This is a genomic window from uncultured Hymenobacter sp. (assembly GCF_964242765.1).
In the GTDB taxonomy this organism is placed as follows: domain Bacteria; phylum Bacteroidota; class Bacteroidia; order Cytophagales; family Hymenobacteraceae; genus Hymenobacter.
On the sequence record NZ_CAXTBM010000083.1, the window covers coordinates 1 to 19023 of the forward strand.

General features: G+C 55.2%; 11 protein-coding genes and 3 pseudogenes. 11 read left to right on the plus strand and 3 right to left on the minus strand.

Going from position 1 to position 19023, the window contains the following annotated elements:
• Positions 1 to 699 (plus strand): RecB family exonuclease (locus ACFE7X_RS22415; RefSeq protein WP_375437919.1); only part of this gene is annotated, 699 nt, incomplete at its 5' end.
• Between the two features lie 110 nt (positions 700 to 809).
• Here the strand turns inward: ACFE7X_RS22415 and ACFE7X_RS22420 are convergent.
• Positions 810 to 4079, minus strand: a complete 3270-nt coding sequence (locus ACFE7X_RS22420) for an ExeM/NucH family extracellular endonuclease (protein WP_375437920.1) — start codon at positions 4077 to 4079, stop codon at positions 810 to 812.
• 467 nt (positions 4080 to 4546) lie between these two features.
• Here ACFE7X_RS22420 and ACFE7X_RS22425 point away from each other — a divergent pair, with 467 nt between their 5' ends.
• Complete coding sequence (locus ACFE7X_RS22425) at positions 4547 to 4981, plus strand: nucleoside deaminase (RefSeq protein ID WP_375437921.1); 435 nt, start codon at positions 4547 to 4549, stop codon at positions 4979 to 4981.
• Between the two features lie 126 nt (positions 4982 to 5107).
• Here ACFE7X_RS22425 and ACFE7X_RS22430 read toward each other — a convergent pair whose 3' ends face one another.
• Entirely contained in the window at positions 5108 to 6148 is a 1041-nt protein-coding gene (locus tag ACFE7X_RS22430) for a LacI family DNA-binding transcriptional regulator (protein ID WP_375437922.1), read from the minus strand.
• A 213-nt stretch (positions 6149 to 6361) separates the two neighbouring features.
• Here ACFE7X_RS22430 and ACFE7X_RS22435 point away from each other — a divergent pair, with 213 nt between their 5' ends.
• The 4 genes from ACFE7X_RS22435 to ACFE7X_RS22450 all read left to right on the plus strand — a co-directional run bounded on the left by ACFE7X_RS22435 (position 6362) and on the right by ACFE7X_RS22450 (position 9928).
• The gene (locus ACFE7X_RS22435; RefSeq protein ID WP_375437923.1) at positions 6362 to 6667 is read left to right on the plus strand and encodes a hypothetical protein; all 306 of its coding nucleotides are present in this window, start codon (positions 6362 to 6364) and stop codon (positions 6665 to 6667) included.
• Entirely contained in the window at positions 6664 to 7053 is a 390-nt protein-coding gene (locus tag ACFE7X_RS22440) for a hypothetical protein (protein ID WP_375437924.1), read from the plus strand. Before ACFE7X_RS22435 ends, ACFE7X_RS22440 begins: the two co-directional genes overlap by 4 nt.
• 147 nt (positions 7054 to 7200) lie before the next feature.
• On the plus strand, positions 7201 to 8028 hold the full coding sequence (locus tag ACFE7X_RS22445; RefSeq protein ID WP_375437925.1) for a mechanosensitive ion channel family protein: 828 nt from the start codon (positions 7201 to 7203) through the stop codon (positions 8026 to 8028).
• A 121-nt stretch (positions 8029 to 8149) separates the two neighbouring features.
• Positions 8150 to 9928: a chloride channel protein gene (locus tag ACFE7X_RS22450; RefSeq protein ID WP_375437926.1), complete on the plus strand. Its 1779-nt coding sequence runs from the start codon at positions 8150 to 8152 to the stop codon at positions 9926 to 9928.
• 90 nt (positions 9929 to 10018) lie between these two features.
• Here ACFE7X_RS22450 and ACFE7X_RS22455 read toward each other — a convergent pair whose 3' ends face one another.
• Positions 10019 to 11209, minus strand: a complete 1191-nt coding sequence (locus ACFE7X_RS22455) for a cation:proton antiporter (RefSeq protein ID WP_375437927.1) — start codon at positions 11207 to 11209, stop codon at positions 10019 to 10021.
• Positions 11210 to 11455: 246 nt separating this feature from the next.
• On the opposite strand from ACFE7X_RS22455, the gene ACFE7X_RS22460 reads away from it, so the two are divergent.
• The 5 genes and pseudogenes from ACFE7X_RS22460 to ACFE7X_RS22480 all read left to right on the plus strand — a co-directional run.
• Positions 11456 to 12679 carry an NAD(P)/FAD-dependent oxidoreductase gene (locus ACFE7X_RS22460; RefSeq protein WP_375437928.1) on the plus strand — a complete coding sequence of 408 codons (1224 nt, stop codon included), beginning with the start codon at positions 11456 to 11458 and terminating at the stop codon, positions 12677 to 12679.
• A 1762-nt stretch (positions 12680 to 14441) separates the two neighbouring features.
• A pseudogene (locus ACFE7X_RS22465) lies at positions 14442 to 15020 on the plus strand (Ig-like domain-containing protein); the annotation flags it as partial.
• Between the two features lie 651 nt (positions 15021 to 15671).
• Positions 15672 to 15899: pseudogene (locus ACFE7X_RS22470) on the plus strand (T9SS type A sorting domain-containing protein); the annotation flags it as partial.
• 497 nt (positions 15900 to 16396) lie between these two features.
• Positions 16397 to 17803, plus strand: coding sequence for an OmpA family protein (locus ACFE7X_RS22475; protein ID WP_375437929.1), 1407 nt, complete (start codon positions 16397 to 16399; stop codon positions 17801 to 17803).
• Positions 17804 to 18101: 298 nt separating this feature from the next.
• Positions 18102 to 19023: pseudogene (locus ACFE7X_RS22480) on the plus strand (hypothetical protein); the annotation flags it as partial.

Genomic DNA, 19023 nt, shown 5'->3' on the forward strand with positions numbered 1-19023 from the left:
ATTCCGGACTTAGTGAAGACCGCTCCGGCGCTAGTAGCCAAGGCGTTGCGCAGAGAAGAAGACGACCGCCACGCCCGGGCCGATGAGGGCCTCAACCACGTGCGGGGCCAGGTGGCCACCCAACTGGTGCGGCGCTACTTCGAAAGTCTGCTCACGCAGCCCAATGGCCTGCCCCTCCAAATTCAAAGCATCGAAGAAGGCTTGCAGGCCACCATCTACGTGGCGCTGCCGAGCGGCGAAAGGCTGCCCGTTAGCCTGATCGGCTTTGCCGACCGGGTCGACCAGCTCCCCGACGGCCGCCTGCGGGTGGTCGACTACAAAACCGGCCTCGTACACGCCCACGAATTGAAGCTGCAAAAGCGCAACGAAACGCCCGCCGAGGCCGCCGAGCGCCTGATTCGGGAGGATACATCGGCGGCGGACAAGGTGCGGCAGCTCTGGCTCTACCGGTTTATGCTGGAGCAGGGCGGCCGACCCGCCGCCGATGCCGCCATTATTTCGCTGCGCAACATTCCGGCCGGCCCCATGTCGGCTGATATGTCGTTTCTGACTGCGGATGGCCAATCGTTCATGGCGCGCAGCGAGGAACTCCTGAGCCAGCTAGTCAACCGCATTCTCGACCCCACCGAGGCCATCCGCAAGACCGACGACCTAGAAAAGTGCCAGTATTGCCCCTACCGGGGCATATGTGCCAGATAAAGGATTGGGCTACCTTTAAAGAACTAGCAAGAAAAAGCCCCGTTCTAGAACGGGGCTTTTTGGTTTGCAAGAATCGTTCAGCTCTTCATCGAGCTGTTGCGGCCGGCTACTTATTGTTTCACTATGCGTTGGGTATACACCGCATTAGGGCCCGTCAGGCGCAACGTGTAAATGCCCGCTTTCACTCGGGAGATATAGCGGTTGATTTGAGGTTGCAGCTGCAACATATTCCCCGTCAGCGAGAGAGCCGACTGACCAGTCTGACTGGAAATCAGCTCCAGACTGTAAGACTGATTGAGAGAGTAATTACCTACCAGCAAGACTATCATGTAGTTGTTCACCGGATTAGGGTACACCACCAACTCGTACTTAGCCTCGAATTCCACGGCAATCAGCGGCGAATAAATAAGAGTGCCGTCTGTGTCAACTTGCTTGAGGCGGTAGTACGCAACACCCTCCACCGGATCATAATCCATAGCGGAATAATTGTTGGCAGTTGGGCCTTGGTTTTTGTTGGCTTTCACCGCATCAACTTCCTTGTACACTTTACCGTCAAGGGTGCGCTCTACCACAAACCCAGTGGTAGCCCGGTTTACAACCGTCCAATCCAGCTTGACTTTGTTGCCCGACTGCGCACCCGTGAATGCCGTTAGCTTGATGATGGTCGGGAAATCCAGGGCGATGAGCAGCGGATCGTGGTCGGAAGAGCGGTAGGGGCTGTTGACATCGGTGGCGGCACCGGCCAGGTTATACTGCAAGAATTCGGGCTCTTCGGCATTGATGTTCCACTTCTTTACGGTAGCAAACGGCGTGAGGGGCGCCGACAACACGGCGTGGTCCAAGGAGCCACTCAGCCCGTCAAAGACGTAGGAAATCGACGTGGCCGAGCCCGTGACGGTCAGGCCGCCGGCCCGCAAAATATCTAACGGGTCTTCTTCAAAATAGGCGTTGTAGTCGCCTACGCTTACAATGTTGTTGTTGCCGGCCGGAATTACGGTGGTATTCACGAAGTTCAGCAAGCCTAGTGCTTGGGCTTTGCGGCGGTTGTTGGAAGGGCCTTGGCCGTCGCCCTGGTCGGCGTCAACGCCGGTCCCGCTGGCCTTGGATTTGAAATGGTTGACGATGTAGGTCAGGGTGTCGGGCGAGGCAGTCAGGGTGAATACCTGCGCGATGGGTGGGCGCTCAAACACATTATCGGTGCCCAGCAGCACGGCCCCCAAGGGTTGCACCACAGCCGGCTTGTAGATAATAGCACAGCGGATGGCGTCGGTGTTGCCGGGTTGCGTGGTGGTTCCATCCTGCACGATGCTGTAGACAGGGCTACCGAGTGCGGTGTTCAAGCCGTTTACCAAGTCTTGGATGGCCGAAGTGGCTTCCGTCCCATCGTTCTCGATTTCGATCAGGCCTACCACGTCGGCGTTCATCTCCGTCAGCGCCTTGATAATCTTGCTGCGCTGCCGGCTGAATTCAACTGGCGTACGGGCTCCTCTAGCAGTCGGAAAACCGCCGCCCTGCCCGTCGCCGTTAAAGTAATTCAGCACGTTGAAGCTAGCCAGCTTCACGTCGAACTTCGTGAAAGTGGGTACCGTGGGGCGCGCTACGGTTACCACTGGGGCGTTGCCAGCACCCGCTAAGGGTTGAATGCGGTACGTGTTGAAGCCGTAACCCAGAATGCCTTTCACATTTGAGATAGTGCTATTAGCGCGCACCGTTTGCAGCGTAGCATCCAAATAAGGGGTGGGCGAAGGATTAGAAAGGGCACTGCCGTCGTCTAAGACAATACTCTTATTCGCGTTAGCCAGTTCGTAGGCCTTCACGGCCGCAACGTTGGCAGCGCCGGTACTGGTGGTGCCAGTAGCGGGGTTGTCGTTGGGGTCCACGGCTTGCGTGGGTTGGTACAAGGTGCTGTTGGTGGAGAGAATCAACTCCCCAAACTGCTTCACATTTCTGACCTCGGCTACCGTTAGCGGGTTGGTAAAGGCCACCAGCATTCCTTCGTATTTCTCGGCTTCAGCGGCCGAATACGTGGCATTGACCAGCGCAGTAAAAGCCGGCAGCGCATGGCCCGACGAAAGCACCGTAACAACCGACGACGTCAGTACGGCTTGATTGAACGAGGGCGTTGCACTGGTTTCCTGCGCTACGCCCGTCACTTTCACTTTGTCGCCCACGGCAACAGTAGCGCCGGCCTGCACCACGAAAATAGCCTCCGAAGAGTTGCCGTTGCCATCCGAATCGCTGTCTTCTTCCTGCACGTAAAAGCCCGCCGGATTGAGGGTGGCATATACGCCCGTCACGATGGCCTCCACGTTGTAAGTGCCGGCTGCCACGGTGGCGCCCGTTCCCTGAATGCTGCTGATCTTGGTAATCAGGTTGGGGTCGAAGCCCGAGCCCGAGACGCTAACCGTCTGCAACTCAGCGCCACCACCTGAGTTGGTGATGGTACCCGTGGCCGCGCCCGTGGTGGTGGGGCTGAACTGCACGTACACGGGCGTGCTGCCAGTGGCGAGTTCGGCCGCCGTGTAGGTTAGCGAGCTGGCGTAAGGCCCCGTTGACGTTTTGGCTACCGCGAAAGGAGCAGTAGTAGCCACCTGCACTTGGGTGCCATCCAGATTAGAACTATTGAGCGTGTACGGCTTCCCAGCGGAGCTGGTCCCGACGTTCTGCGTGCCAAAGCTCAGCGTGGCCGGACTGATAGCCAGCGTGGGCGGGCCGGTAGTGGCGTTGTTCCAGCTTAACTCGAAATCGTCGATGGCCGAGCTAGCCCGGTTGCCTGAGCCCGTAGTAGGGCTCAGCGCAACAAGCCGAATCCAAACGTTATCGGGCAGGTTGTTGAGCGTTTGGCCGAAATCTACGTTAACCACGTTGTTGGTGAAGGTGCTGCCGCCCGTTGTCAGAGTGCCGGTAGCGGTGGCGGGCGCAAACGCGGTTGGCTCGGCACCAACACCGTAGTCTACGCGCCAAGTGGTAAGGCGAGGCGAGCTAGCATCCAACGATTGTAGCTCGAATTTCAGGGCGAATCCTGTTTTATTGAGCGTATTATTTATTTGAAAGACAAAGGCCGCGCCGGGGTCACCGAATGAGCCGGATTGCCGTACGCCCAGGGCGCGGTCCGTAGCAGATCCTTCAGCAACATCGGCTGAAGCAAAGTTTTTGAACGCGCCAGCGGTGTTGTTGCGATTTGTAGCGGCTGTTGTTAGTGCAACAGGCGTACCTAGGCTGGTAGCGGTTGCCCCCGTGCGAACGGTGAAGTTGGCAGGAAGACCTGCGCCGATGTTATTGAAGTTTTCTTTGAAAGGCGAGGTGGTTAAGACTTGCTGAGCCACCAAATTCTGCGTAAGCAGAAGTAAAGCAGCTAGTGCGCGTAAAAAGTGTTTCATTGAAATGGCCGTTGTGAATAAGTTGAGAAGACAATATTCTATTGCAATAGTACCATGGATAAAATACAAACCCATTACCCGAATATTATTTAACTTTTTCAGTGTCAACCACCTATCCTTGTTCCTTGGAAATATAATCTGCTACCCATTACTGAAATTAAGGAAAAGGGTTAGCGTCCTGCATAACTTCAATTTTCAGTCCTGGCCCGCTACAGACAAAAAGCAGACGGAATTTGGTTGGTAAGGCAAGGTTTAATAAGGCAGGTACTTACTTGCACAGGCCGGTTCTTGCGCTGCGTTCTGTAACTCGCCGTTCGTGTGCTGTAATACAGCAAATAGTCGGGTTTGGAGGGTACGGCAGTAGCAGTCTTCGGTGGACTCAGCCTAACTTGGCCGCTAGAAAACCAGCACCAACAGAATGCTGTACTCTATAAAACGCAAATCAGTAAGCCTTTAACTAGTAACTCATGGACGAATTCATGCAGGCCGCCATCGATGAGGCGCGGCAAGGACGCAAAGAAGGTGGTATCCCGATTGGCTCGGTGCTGATGCGCAACGGCGAAATCGTGAGCCGGGGACACAACAAGCGGGTGCAGGAACTCGACCCCATTGCCCACGGCGAAATGGATGCGCTGCGCAACGCCGGCCGGCAGCGCACCTACCGGGATACGGTGCTTTACACCACGCTCATGCCTTGCTTTATGTGCGCTGGCACCATCGTGCAGTTCAAAATCCCAAAGGTGATAGTTGGGGAGGCGCGCACCTTCGGCGAGTCCCGGGAGTTTCTGGAAAGCCACGGCGTCGAAGTCGTCGTTCTGGACCTAGACGAGTGCGTGGAGATGATGCAGGAATTTATTGAAGCCGAGCCAACGCTCTGGAACGAGGATATCATGGAGTTGTAGCCTCCCCTTCCGCTTGCGTCGGAGATGGGCCAGCATACGGAAGCGGCCACCAGCCGGCACAAGTGGAAGCTGTGCTACGCGCAAGCCGGAATAGTTTCTTCTCGAATCAGCTGATTCGAGAAGAAACTATTCCGGCTTGCGCATAGACGATTCGCGAATCAGCAACTTAGGTTTAAGCACAATGTTGTGCGGGGAGGCCGGCCGCTCCGGGTCGTCGGTTATCATATCGAGCAGCAACTGCACGGCCGTGCGGCCCATCAGTTCGCAGTGCTGGTCGACGCTGGTAATGGCGGGGTCAGTGAAGGCCGTGAACTGCTCGTTGCTGAAACCGACTAGGGCAACGTCGTGGGGCACCCGGATGCCGGCTTGCTTGAGCACCTGCATGGCTCCCACGGCAGCCACATCGATAGAAGAGAATACGGCATCGGGCCGCCGGGGCAGGGCCAACATCTGCTGCATCCCTTCAATACCGCCCGCCAAACTCATTTCGCAGCAGACAGTCAGGTCGTCCTCGGCGGGCAGCCCGTGCGCCTGCAAGGCGTCGAGGTAGCCCTGGTGGCGGTGGCGGTGAATATTAAGATGCAACGGGCCCGTGAAGTGCGCAATTCGGGTGCAGCCCTGGGCCACCAGGTGCGTCACCACCTCGTAGGCCCCCTGATAGTCGTCAATCACCACCGCGCCGACGCTCGCCCCCGCAATGCCTTCCACTATTCGATCGAAGAAAACCAGGGGCAAGGTGTTGTCTCGCACCGTTTCAAAGTGCTTGAAGTTGTGCGTGGTGTTAGCCAACGACACCAGAATCCCCTCTACCTGCGCGTTCATGAGCAGCTCGATGTTTTTTCTTTCCTGCTGCTCGTCTTCGTTTGATTGAAAGATCATCACGTTGAAGCCCGATAAGCTGGCCTCGGTGGCAATACCGTGTACTACCTGCGGGAAAAAGTTGCCGGTGATGTGCGGCACCAACACGCCCAGCATTTTGCTGCGTCCCCGGCGCAAGCCCGCCGCTAGTTGGTTGGGCTGATAGTTGAGGGCAGCAGCCAACTGCCGCACCCGGACCTTGGTGGCTTGGCTGACGTCTTCATGATCGGAGAGGGCGCGGGAAATAGTGGAGGGCGATAAGTTTAGCTGTTTGGCTAGATCCGTAATAGATGCCCGACGATTTGCCATGATTTGTTTGTTGCTATAGCGGCCGTTGCGCCGGAACTCACGTGGTTGAAAGCGGGTTCCGGCGCAACCCTTCTAAACATTCAGCTGCCTGCCAGATTTCAAGCGGCAAGCAAAGTAGCACCATCTGTTTGAAGTTGCACACTGCATTTTCTAGTTACTGCTCTCCGATAACTTTTCAACTCATTACACGGCCTCAAGCCTTATTTTTGCTCCATGGAACAACCGCCGCTTACTGCCTCCAAAAAATGCCCACACTGCGGGTTCTGGAGCCGTTGGCAGCAGCGGGCCGACGACCGGTGCGAGCGGTGCGGGCTGTACCTGGATGCCCCTCGCATGCGCAGCGAACAGGCGCGCGAGGCGCTGGCCAATGAGCCGCTGCCGTCCTTTATGCGCCTCGAAATCAAGCCGGATGATGGTCCCACGCTGCGCTTTTTCAAGCACATCATTCGGGGCGGGCAGTTGGCTTTCGGGGCCATGGTTTCTTTTCTGCTGTGGCTGGTTGCGCTACTGGCCGGATGAGAAGGTGGCCCGGCGAGTTGCGCCACCCGCTGTTTTTGGTAGGCGTAGCGTTGTACGTGCTGGTTGCCGCGCACAAATACGGCGGGCCGCTCTTTGCCGATTGGCAGCTTCCGAGTTTGGTGCGCTTTTACTTGGCTGATGTTCTCGCTTTACCGCTGGAGCTTACGCTCATCCTCTACGTTATGCGCCACTGGTACTTCCGCAGCCCTGGCTTCAAACTCCCCGCTTCCTGGATTTTCAGCGCCTGGCTCGTGACAGCCATATGGTTTGAGGGGGTGCTTCCTCGCATCGACGCACGCGCCACCGCCGACCCGCTCGATGTGGTGGCTTACGCGGTGGGAGGTCTGCTATTCTGGCGCTGGCTGAATCGGCCCGCCGGTGTGTAGCGTCCCGCGCGCTGTTCCTTTCGGGGCAAGTCGGTGAGGGGCACGACCAACTAACCTAAATCTATTCGCTTGTTTTCAGCGTAAAACGCTTTTCTGCCCCGCTGGCCACCCGCCGCGGGGTTGTTGGTTTTACCGTACCCTGTTTTCATGATTCACGATTTGCAACGTGTACTGGCCACGTACTGGCAGCAGTTTTTGTTTGTTTTGCCGAAGCTGCTGCTGGCGCTGGTCCTGCTGGCCATTGCTATTCTTGTCGCAAACCGCCTCAGCCGGGCGCTAGGCACCCGGTTGCGCGGCCGGGCCCACGACCCGTTGCTGGCCGACTTTCTCACGGGCATCAGTCGCTGGGCGCTGTGGCTGCTCGGGTTACTGCTCGCCATGGAGGTCATTGGGCTTTCGGGCGTGGTAACCGGAATGCTAAGCGCGGCCGGTTTGTCGGCTTTCGTGGTAGGCTTTGCCTTCAAGGACATTGCCGAGAACTTTCTGGCCGGCGTAATTCTAGCCTTCAATCGTCCCTTTCATCTCAACGATACCGTGCAGATCCGGGACCAAATAGGCCACGTAGAAGCCCTGAACCTGCGGACCACCGTTATTCGCACCTTCGATGGCAAGCACGTATTCCTGCCCAACTCCATCGTGCTCAAGGAACCACTCGTCAACTTCACCCGCAACGGCGACCTGCGGCAGGATTTTCTAATTACCGTTAATTATGGCCCTGAGGGCAGCTACGAACAGGTGCGGGACGTGGTGCTTGAATTTCTGAGCACCCTGCCTGATTTGCACCATGACAGTCCGCGAGCACCCTATCTGGTGCTGGAAAAATCAACTGATACCACGGCCGATGTGCGCCTCTACTTCTGGTCTTCATCCGAGGAATACCGCCGGGGTGCCCTCGAAACCAAGAGCGAGGTAATGCAGAAAGTAAAGAACCTGCTGCTCGATAAAGGCTACGCCCCGCCCACGTTGGCGCAGTAAGTAGGCAAGATTATTGCGCGCCGAAACTACTAGCTCAAGGCGTTTTTTTAGTAACATGCGTTAAGAGAGTTTGGACTTGCCAACGGCTTTGCCTGGCCGTCATCCCTATTGCCCTGCGGCTATGCCCAAAAATTTTGTTCATCGGCTTCTCAGTCCGTTGCTGCTCTGGCGCTTACGTCACGTCAACAACCGAGTACACCTAATTCTGGTGAGTGTGCTGGTCGGGTTGATGGCTGGCCTAACGGCAGTGCTGCTGAAAAACTCGGTGCGCCGCTCACAGGAATTTCTTTATTCTTGGGTGCCCGAGGAAAAGCGCGTATTCGCGTTTTTTTTGTACCCCATTATCGGTATTGCGCTGTCGGTTCTTTTCACGCGCTATTTTCTGAATGGCAACCTCAGCCGGGGATTAGGCCCCATCATCTACAACATTGCCCGGCAAGGCAGCATCGTGCCGCGCAGCAAACTGTATTCGCAGTTCGTTACTTCGTTTATCACCGTTTCGTTTGGTGGCTCAGCGGGTTTGGAGGCTCCTATTTCCGTAACCGGGGCGGCGCAGGGCTCTAACTTGGCCCGCCTGCTGCGCGTGGGTCCGCGCGAACGGCGCCTGTTGGTCGGCTGTGGCGCGGCGGCCGGGGTGGCGGCCATCTTCAACTCGCCTATTGCGGGGGTGCTGTTTGCCGTAGAAGTGGTGCTCGGCGAATTATCCGCCCCGTTTTTCATTCCCTTGCTGGTGTCGGCGGCCACGGCTACGGTGGTATCGAAGGCGTTGTTTGAGGGGCAGCCTTTCGTGCTTATCACCACCAGCTGGCCCGTCGATGCTATTCCGTTCTATATCATGCTGGGGCTGTGCACGGCCATGCTGTCGGTGTACATGATTCGGGTGTACTTCGCGGCCGACAAGTTTTTCGAGCGTTGGCCGGGTGCTTTTCGCAAGGTGTTGCTTGGGGGGCTGGCGCTAGGCATCCTCGTGTTTTTGTTTCCGCCGCTCTACGGTGAGGGCTACAACATTGTGCAGCTTTTGTTGGCTGGGCAAGGGCAGCAATTAGTTAACGGGTCCATTTTCGCGGTGTATCGAGACGAGAACGTGTGGATTCTGTTGGCCGTAGCCGCTGCCAGTATGCTGCTCAAGGTATTTGCTACTACCATCACGGTGGGGGCGGGCGGCAACGGGGGCATGTTCGGTTCGTCGCTGTTTGCGGGGGCCTTGCTGGGCTTTGTATTTGCGCGCGTCGTCAACCTGAGCGGCCTCACTACCGTGCCGGAAGTGCACTTTATCGTGCTTGGCATGGCCGGCGTGCTGGCCGGCGTGGTACACGCTCCGCTCACTGCCATCTTCCTTATTGCGGAAATCACGGGTGGTTATGCGCTCTTCGTGCCTTTGATGGTGGTTACGAGCAGTTCCTACCTGATTACCCGCTACTTCGAGCCGTACTCGGTGTACACACGCAAATTGGTGCAGCGCGGCGTATACGTCCACAAAGACCGTGACCGGGGGTTGCTGGCACAAATGGATGTGTTGCATCTGGTGCAAACCGATTTTGTGGCAGTACACCCCGGCGATACCCTCGGCGACTTGGTGAAAACCTTCCGCCACGCCAGCCGCAACATATTTCCCGTAGTTGACCAAGACGGCCAGTTGGTAGGTGTCGTCACCCTGGACACGGTGCGCGATGCCCTTTTCGACGACGCCCACTACAGCACCACCCGCGTGCGCGACCTGATGACCGACCCGCCCGCCACCGTCAACCCCGACGATTCGCTGCTCGATACGCTACGCTGCATGGAGCAGCTCGGCGTCCCGGCTCTGCCCGTCGTCGACCACGGCCACTATGTGGGCTTCCTGTTGAAGTCAACCATCTTGGCCGGCTACCGCAAGCAGCTTCTAAAGGAAACAGAATAGTGAGCAATCGGTGAATTAGCTGATTTAACCGCGCAGTTAACACTAACAACCAAACATTCTGTTCGCCGTTTCGGCACTTCCATACCGCAGCTAAAACTCTCCTATTTCCGGCTTGCGGTTGGCGAGTTGGAGGCCAATCATCATAAGCAAACCGGTGAGTAGAATCACAATAAAGAGGATGTTTTCCCCGACTTCGCCGATGTGGTGTTTGGCTGGAATGCCGTAGAACAACAAAACCGTAATAAGCCCTTTGGGCGCAATAAATAACTCGGGCACAAGATCGGTGCGGGCAATATAGCGCAGGTACACGTAGCGGATAGCCGTGAGGACGGCCACAATCAAGATTCCCTGCACCAGCAAGGTGCCACTGAGCAGGCCCCCCAGCGTGATGCTGAACCCAAACAGCAGAAAGAAAAACGTCCGAATCAGAAAGGCCGATTCGGCGGTGATGCTTTTAAGCGGATGCAGTTCGGCGGCCAACTGCTCGGGATGCAGCCAGCGCTGTAGGCGCGGGCCACGCAGAATTAACTCGGCATTGTTAACGGCGAGTCCGAATACCAGCACCAGTACCAACGACGAGAGGTGTAGTTGCTTGGCTAAGCTGTAAAGCAGAATCAGGAAGGCCAAAATCAGGAAAAACTTGACGTGCAAGCGAATACGGCCCAGCAGAAACGCCAAAGCGGCGGTGCTCAGAATGGCTACTACCACCACCGCTACCACATCAAGCGAGAATGTGATGAGGGACACACCCTGAGCGAAATTGTCTTGCAGGGCGAAGTTGAAAAGCATGATTCCCAGGATATCAGAGAAGGTGCTTTCATACACGATAAATTCCTGTTTTTCGCCCATCAGATTGGCCACGCTTGGAATGGCAATGGCCGAACTGATAACTGACAGCGGCACGGCGTTTACGAGGCAGCTTTGGAATGAAGCGCCCAAGTACGCCTGCAAGAGTAGCGCGATGGCTACGGCCTGTACTACCAGAGTGAAAGCCGCGGCCAAAAAGGACCGCCGGATGAGCGGCGCTTTGTCGCGGCTGAGTTTAAGATCGAGGGCTCCCTCCAGCACAATCATGATCAAGCCAATAATGCCAAAGATCTCCAGCACCACGGGCGGAATGCCGGGCGTGAAGTTGAAGTAGTCGGCGGCTTTGCGCAAGGCAATGCCAGTGAGCAGTAGCATCAGCACCGAGGGTATCCGAGTGGCGCGCGCTACCACATCAAACAAATAGGAGAGAATGACGGCCACGCTCAGGCCGATAAGAATGGAATAGGAACCCATGTAGCAGGAGCAACCGGCATGTGCCAGCGTAATGAACAGCTTCTTGTACGGCCAAAATCTCAGTTGCGCCGTGCTGTGCCGCTGGCACTGCTGGCACCTCCATAAGTTCATTGGCAAGTGCAACCCACCGTATAAGCTGAAGTACGCTCTGCTACTCAATCCAACCAAGCGCTAAGTTGCCCAGGCAACCCACCGCTTTATCGTACTTTGCGCCCTCCCCGATTTAAGGACTGCTTAATTGAATTGATGTCGTTGTCTTCCTTTGTTGCTGTTATTGGGGGCGGCCCGGCCGGGCTACTAGCAGCTCAGCGCTTGGCCGAAGCTGGCCACCGGGTGGCCGTGTACGAGGCCCAGGCCACTATGGGGCGCAAGTTTCTGGTGGCTGGCCACGGCGGCTTCAATCTTACCAATGCCGAAGACACTGCCGCTTTCGAGACCCGCTACGGTTCCAACCAGTTGGAATTCAGTCGTTACCTCCGCCACTTTTCTCCCACCGATTTGCGCCAGTGGGCCAACAGCTTAGGAATCGAAACCTTTGTTGGCACCAGTGGCCGAATATTTCCGCTCAAAATTTATAAGCCCGCCGAGTTGCTACGCGCTTGGCTAAGCCACCTGCACAAGCTCGGCGTTAGTTTGTACACTCGCCACCGGTGGCTGGGCTTCGCGGGTGCCCGTGGGGTACGCCTGCGCGACGAAGCTACCGGCCACGAATTCGACGTGTTTCCCGATGCCACTGTGCTGGCGCTGGGCGGAGCGAGTTGGAGCAAAACGGGTTCCGATGGTCGGTGGGTCACCGCCTTCGAGCAAATAGGGGTGCACTGTACCCCGTTTGCGCCCAGCAATTGCGGAGTGGAAGTGACCTGGTCGCCTTTTTTCCAAACCAAAGTGGGGCGGGCCCCACTCAAGAACATTGCTTTGCGTTGCAACTCACAACGAATTCGGGGGGAGCTGCTCCTCACCGAATACGGCCTGGAAGGCACGCCGGTATACGCCCTTGCGCCCTGCCTGCGCGCTGCGCTTGTTGCAGGTGCTCCAGCGCTGCTACACCTCGATCTGAAGCCCGACCTCAGCGACGAGCAGTTGTTGGGCAAGCTGCAAAACTTGAGCCCTGGCCGTTCCCTGCCCGACTTCCTACGTCAGACGCTGCGCCTTGGGCCGCCCGTTTACACCTTGCTACGCGAGGTGGCGCCCCACGAACTCACCGCTCCACCCGAGGCCTTAGCCTCCTTGCTCCGCAACTTGCCCCTACCCGTGCAGGCCTTGCGCCCCCTCGATGAAGCCATTAGCAGCGCGGGCGGCGTGGCGTGGCCCGAACTAACCGAACACCTCATGCTGCACCGCCGCCCAGGCACTTTTCTGGCCGGCGAAATGCTGGACTGGGAAGCCCCTACCGGCGGTTATCTACTACAGGGATGCTTTAGTACCGGAGCTTGGGCAGCCCACGGCGCCATCCAGTGGCTAAGTCAGTAGCGCCTCGTTAAGACTGACTGCTCAGCAATCCTGTTCACCCCACTCCGTCTTGGGCCTGGGAAGTGACCTCGCTGACCATGAAGTAAGTACGCTTTACTTTTCTAAAGCACAGGATGGAGGTATTTGCTACGTGCTTTCGCTTGCAGGGTTACGCATAATATTTGAATAAAATTTTGGCATTTGTTGCTACATGTTTTTTCAAAATAGATTCGAAAGTGGTTTGCCACATGTTTTGCTGGCACTGTAAAGACTCGAAAATCGAGACAAGCACAAACGCTGGCAAAAGCGGCCACAACCTGCTTCAACTTATTGTTTTCGCAGGTTTCTGCTCAGCTTCCCCTATCTGTATCAAAAGTTGTTAGGCCTACGAAAGTGAAAGCTATTATCAGTAAGGTTATAGCAGCTCGTTATAATTAAAATATATGCTTATAATAAAAATATAATTTCCTAATATGTCGGAGCATTTTGGGATTTGCTCCTCATACCTATATTTGCAATAAACACCAACATTCGATTTGAACTTTTCAAAGCCGACAAGTAAATATGTTCCTCTGAAAGCGAAGTTCAGCCACCATTTTTCAGTTTTCGAAAATGGCCGTTGAGAAGGTAATCAGAGTCTACTTCGGTGGCTTAGCAGAGCAGTCCTTAGCTCGCTAAATCACATATTGTCAGCGTATTGCATTAAAGCACTCCGTTTGGAGTACCGGATGCTCTTCTTTCCTCTAAGCCTGCTGATTCCAGTTCATGCCTGTGTTTTGCTGAGCACTGGACAGCGAACATTTCACCTTATTGGCTTCGCCTTTATTTGTGAATATAATTTAACACATGCTGCTGTAACTCGCCTTCGCTCCTGTCTTTCCGGAGTCACTGCTACACACCATATCATCTAAATTCCAGGATCGTAAAAGTGCAAAATACGCCTACTTTTTCCGGGTTGAGTTCTACTCTACAAAACCTACTGCATTGCTCAGCTTGGGTTATTGGTGCGTTGGCCTTGTTGCCAGCCATAACGCACGCGCAAGCTCCCAACGTGTCTTACTCGGGTCCGATTACCATTACGAGGGGCGGCGTGTACACCGGCAACTACCAAAGTCTGGACTCGAACGTGCCTTGCGTGCGTATTGAGACCACCGATCCGGTGGTGCTGGAGGGATGCGTACTGAGTGGAGCCGGCGATTTGGTGCGTGTCTCCACGGAAGGAGCCGACGTAACTGTGCGGCAGTGCCGGGGTTATGGATTGGAGCCTTCCTTTAATGGGCAAGCACGAGGACGCTTCCTGGATATTCCCTACGCCCGCCGCCTGACTATCGAACACAACTACTTCGAGCACACGAGTGGTATTGTGGTTTACCGGTGGCGCGGCAATGGCTCTCCCAGTGAAACCCTAACGGTACGCTACAACCAAGCCAGCAACATCGATGGGCGCTGGCGCAACAACCAGGGCAGCACCCGCAGCAGCTTTCTGTTGCTGAACACGGTACAGCAGCTTTCCAACGTCGACATCAGCTACAACCAAGTAGTTAATGAGGCCAATCAGAGCCTCGTTGAAGACAACATCAACTTCTACAACACGTCGGGCACTTCTCAGAGCCCTTTGCAGGTGCACGACAACTACGTGCAAGGCGCGTATCCTTTCCCGGCTACGGGAGCGAGCTTCACTGGCACGGGCCTTACCACCGACGGCGACGGCACCGTTCTGGCAACGGCGGCCGGCTTTATCGAGGCGCATCACAACCAGTTTGTCAGCACCTGCAACGCGGCCATGAACATTGCCGCCGGCCACGACATCTACTTCCACGACAACCGCCTGGTCACCAGTGGCCTGCTGCCCGATGGCTCCCGCCTCAACGCCACCTACGCCGCTACCGCCGTCTTTAATTATTATCAGGCTCCGGGTTCAATTTTCTTTAATAACCGCATCGAGCAAAACACCATTGGCTACGTGCGGTGGGGCGCCAACAACCCCTTCTCCGACCGCCAAGACCTGAGCCCCGGGGCGTGCAGCACCTGCACCGGTACCACCCACCTACCCAACCCAATCAATCGGCAATCCGAGCAGAACGAGTGGACACTTTGGCAGCAGAAACTGCAAGCAAACAACATCATAGTGGGCGTAGTGGGCAGCGCTACGCCCACCAATGCAGCACCGGCTACCAGCCTAACGTCTCCCACCAACAATAGCACCGCCGTTCTTGGTACCGCCCTAACTGTAGCGGCGACAGCCACCGATGCGGATGGCAGCGTTACGAAAGTGGAATTCTTTGAGGGCAGCACCAAGCTAGGCGAAGACACTTCCGCCCCCTATGAGTTGAGTTGGATACCCGCCGCGGCCGGCACCTTTGAACTTACCGTCCGCGCCACCGACAACACTAGCTCCGCAACCACCTCCACTGCTATGGCCGTCACTATTACGCTTCCGGCTCCCGCCGCCCAAGCTAACTTGCTGGCGAATCCTAGTTTCGAGGAAGATGGCCAGGGTGTGCAGTCACCGCGGAGTTGGCACACGTGGGGCGGCGCCAGCGGCCAAGACTACACCGACTACAGCGAAAGCTACGGCAGTTCGCACACAGGCACCTACCACGGTACGCACTACCACCCACAGCCTTACGAGGTGTACACCCACCAAACGGCAACCAGCCTTGCCAACGGCCTCTATACCTTGCGAGCTTGGGTGCGGTGCGGCGGCAGCCAGAGCGCCGTAACGATGCTAGCCAAGAATTTTGGGGGGCCGCTAGTGGAAACTGCTATTCCAAGTACTTCGGAGGGAGGAAGCAGAAATTGGGTTCAAGTAACAATACGAGACATCAATGTAACGAACGGGCAATGCGAAATTGGCTTTTACTCCCGCACCGGAGGGCCTGGCCAGTGGCTGTATTTCGATGATGTGGAATTCTTCAACCAAAACACAACTGCGGGTCGCAGCGCGGCTTCCACCGCGCCACCTAGCACCCCGGGCTCTTTCTCTCTCACAACGGTAAGCATCTATCCCAATCCCGCGCACGAGCAGTTCACCATTAACACCACCTACGAGCAGGCCGGCCCCCTCGACATCTGGCTTGTTACACCGCAAGGCTTGCGCGTAGCGCATTATCAGCGGCAGGCGCACAGTGGTGCTAACGAGGTTACGATACCCGCCAACAATGTACCAGCAGGCACTTACCTGCTGCGAATTCAGAATGGCACCGACGTGCGCACAGAACGCATACAACTAGCTGAGTAACCAACTCCAAGCAAACAAAAGCTCCTCTTGCCTCTGGTGGGAGGGGCTTTTTTGTCTTTGATGCATCGATACTAACTCGGCTACGTACTACTCCAACCTGTACCGTAGCAAACTGTTCAGCTACCCTGAACCAATGCTGCTTATAGAAATCCTGTATATATAACTATTCGTGGAACACTCAACTGTTGTAAGAAAACACATTTTATACGCTCACAGAGAAAGATAGAAACATCGTTTATAATACAATTATTTGTTATTATATTTCTAAAAGATTGTTTTTTTGTACCTAGCCCAAACCCGCCTATGTCTACAACTACGTACTCTTTTCCCCTTACGAGTGCCTATTGTTTGTGCCTATATGCTGCTGTGGGCTATGGTCACTACTTGCTGCCTACTACTAGCAGCCGCGTTGTTTCGACAACTACTTGCTTCCGCTGAATTATTAGCAGCCTCCCAAAGCCCACAATCCCCCTGATTACAGTTTAAACTTTAGAGTAATGAAAACTAATGTAGTAGAAGCAGTAAAATTTTGTTTTACCAGTAAGGTCATCAGCCATATAAGCTTAGCGGTTGATGAAAGCGAGAGAGGGGTAGAAAAAGCCCTGGAAAAAGCTATTCCGCTGGTGCTGGAAAGCCTGATGCTGCGGGCGGAGAGAACAGGAGGTCCGGAAACCCTGCTTGACTTAGCGCGCGAGGCCTATAGCGCCAATTTATTTCCGCACTTGCCTCATCTGGAAACCACTGCTTGGTATGCTAAAGGAGCCAGCTTGATGCAGGGCTTAGCGGGGGATGGATATGAAGGCTTAATCAACCGAATTGCTATTGTATCCAGCATTCGGCAATCGGCGGGTCAGTCGTTGCTGCTTGTAGCGGCGGCCGCCGTTCTGAGCGTGCTTGGGAAATACGCCGCCGAAAACGAGCTGTCACAAGCCGAGCTTATGAATTGGTTTAGAACGCAAAAGGCAGAAATTGCCATGGCGTTATTCCCGGACATGAGCCGCCGCCCAGCAGATTTAAATGACCATCTCACCACTCAAATTCCTACGCCTCTAACTTCGCGGCCGGCGGCGATGGCGCGGCGGGCTGGTCCTGCTGAGCAAGGCATCTGGACTCCCATTGGTGGTGGAGCAACTTTCACCCCCCAACCCGAAACCAGCGCCCCCGCCACGAGCCCCGCTAGTGGGTTCCGCTGGCAATGGGCCGTAGTGCTCTTGCTGGCCGTGTGCCTGGGCTATTACTTCGGCCACGACCAGTTGACAACCATCCCTGGCACTGCGGCCGCTTTCGCTGATCCGCGGATGGCTACTCCGGCTTTGGCGTCAGCCGCCACTTCCAGTCCAACGTCATCGTCGGCTACCACGCCGGCGGAAGCACCCACTGCTTCTACGACAGGGATTTACGACAAAGACCGGGATGCCTATATCTACGACACTGGTCAGCCTATTATCTTAACGCTGGCCAATGGTACTGCGCAAAAAGTAGGTGCCAATTCCACAGAGAACCGGTTGTATACGTTTCTATCAAATCCTGCTTTCCAGGTTGACTCCGTGAACCGGACGAAAGGCTGGATCAATTTCGACCGGGTGTACTTCGATGCGGGCAAAGCCACGCTCACTTCCGAGTCGGAACAGCAACTGCATAATATAGCAGAGGTGCTTAAGTCGTTTCCGAATGCCAAGGTGAAACTAGGCGGCTACACCGATAATACCGGTGACGGCGCCACAAATCTGCAAATCAGCGAGCAGCGCGCCAAAACGGCCGCGCTGGCTTTGGTAAAACAAGGAATTGGCTTCAGCCGGCTACAGTTTAAAGGCTACGGAGCCAAGTATTTTGTGGCCGACAATACAACACTGGAAGGCCGGGCTTTGAATCGGCGCATCAGTATTCGGGTTGTCAACAAATAACTCCTTCCGGTTAGAGAACACAGCACTGCCTAAACTATTCGAAGGGCAGTGCTATGTTCTAACCATATCAGTAAAGGACTGTCAGACAGTCTGTTGTTGTTCGAAACGACGAGCCACCAGTCTTGGTTTTTATATAACTATTTAAATTTTTATTATTACCCTTTACATTAAACAGTCAATTTGTTCATAATAAATAGCTAATAATGAATATTACCTACTATATTGCATCATTAGCCGCCTCTACTACTCCCACCATGTCTTTTGCAGTATTTTTCTCTACTAAAGCTCCACTGGGTATATGGGCTCCTATTCCTATTATACTAACTCCACGCGCATCCTGTTACCAGGGCTAGATGTAATTATCATCTTCGGCGCATTTCGCTTAGCCAGCTACCAGCACTCCGGCACTTGGGCATTTAAAGGCAATTATCCCCTACTATTCGCCGTTTTCGCGCTCCTGTGGTGGATACTTTCTGACCGGTACGCCAACATCTACCGCACCAATCCCTTGCTGTCGTACCGGGAGCGGTTCCTGCGGCTGTTTGGCACGTGTTTGCTGCATGCGGGCATCGTGCTGAGCGCGGCTACCCTAATGGCAACCAACTGGCTTTCATCTCATTACCTGCTAACGGTATACGGCCTTATACTGGTAGGCGTAGTAGCCGGGCGCTTCCTGCTTACGTATTTGCGCCGTAAGTTTTACCAAATTATCGGGCAGTCCCGCAATAGATTTGTTATTGTGGGCACCAGTCCGAGCGCCCAAGAGTTTCACTCGTTTCTAGCGTCGAACAATGCCACTGATGATCAGTTTCGGGGCTTTTTCACCAATGATGCGGCGCCAACCAACTTCCAACACCTAGTGCAAGGCCAAGTGTCGGCCCTAAAGGACTATTGCCTGAAGGAGCAAGTCAACGACATCTACTTTGCCTTACCCCTCGATCAGCATGAGCTGATTGAAGACTTGTCGCGCTTTGCCGATCAACACTTTATTTCATTCCGCATTATTCCCGATTTCCAGGGCACCGTGCGCAAGGATGTAAATGTGTACTACTACGACCATCTGCCCGTGCTCACGATTCGGCAAAACCCCCTGGGTTTCCCAACCAACCAAGTGGTGAAACGCCTGTTTGATATCTGTTTTTCGGGAGCAGTTATCCTGGTGGTCTTCCCGGTGGTGTTGCCGATCTTGGCCCTGCTCATCAAGCTCGACTCGCCCGGCC

Coding starts and splice junctions, on each gene's coding strand:
- ACFE7X_RS22420 (WP_375437920.1), bottom strand. CDS start 4,079: ATGAAACACTTTTTACGCGCACTAGCTGCTTTACTTCTGCTTACGCAG.
- ACFE7X_RS22425 (WP_375437921.1), top strand. CDS start 4,547: ATGGACGAATTCATGCAGGCCGCCATCGATGAGGCGCGGCAAGGACGC.
- ACFE7X_RS22430 (WP_375437922.1), bottom strand. CDS start 6,148: ATGGCAAATCGTCGGGCATCTATTACGGATCTAGCCAAACAGCTAAAC.
- ACFE7X_RS22435 (WP_375437923.1), top strand. CDS start 6,362: ATGGAACAACCGCCGCTTACTGCCTCCAAAAAATGCCCACACTGCGGG.
- ACFE7X_RS22440 (WP_375437924.1), top strand. CDS start 6,664: ATGAGAAGGTGGCCCGGCGAGTTGCGCCACCCGCTGTTTTTGGTAGGC.
- ACFE7X_RS22445 (WP_375437925.1), top strand. CDS start 7,201: ATGATTCACGATTTGCAACGTGTACTGGCCACGTACTGGCAGCAGTTT.
- ACFE7X_RS22450 (WP_375437926.1), top strand. CDS start 8,150: ATGCCCAAAAATTTTGTTCATCGGCTTCTCAGTCCGTTGCTGCTCTGG.
- ACFE7X_RS22455 (WP_375437927.1), bottom strand. CDS start 11,209: ATGGGTTCCTATTCCATTCTTATCGGCCTGAGCGTGGCCGTCATTCTC.
- ACFE7X_RS22460 (WP_375437928.1), top strand. CDS start 11,456: ATGTCGTTGTCTTCCTTTGTTGCTGTTATTGGGGGCGGCCCGGCCGGG.
- ACFE7X_RS22475 (WP_375437929.1), top strand. CDS start 16,397: ATGAAAACTAATGTAGTAGAAGCAGTAAAATTTTGTTTTACCAGTAAG.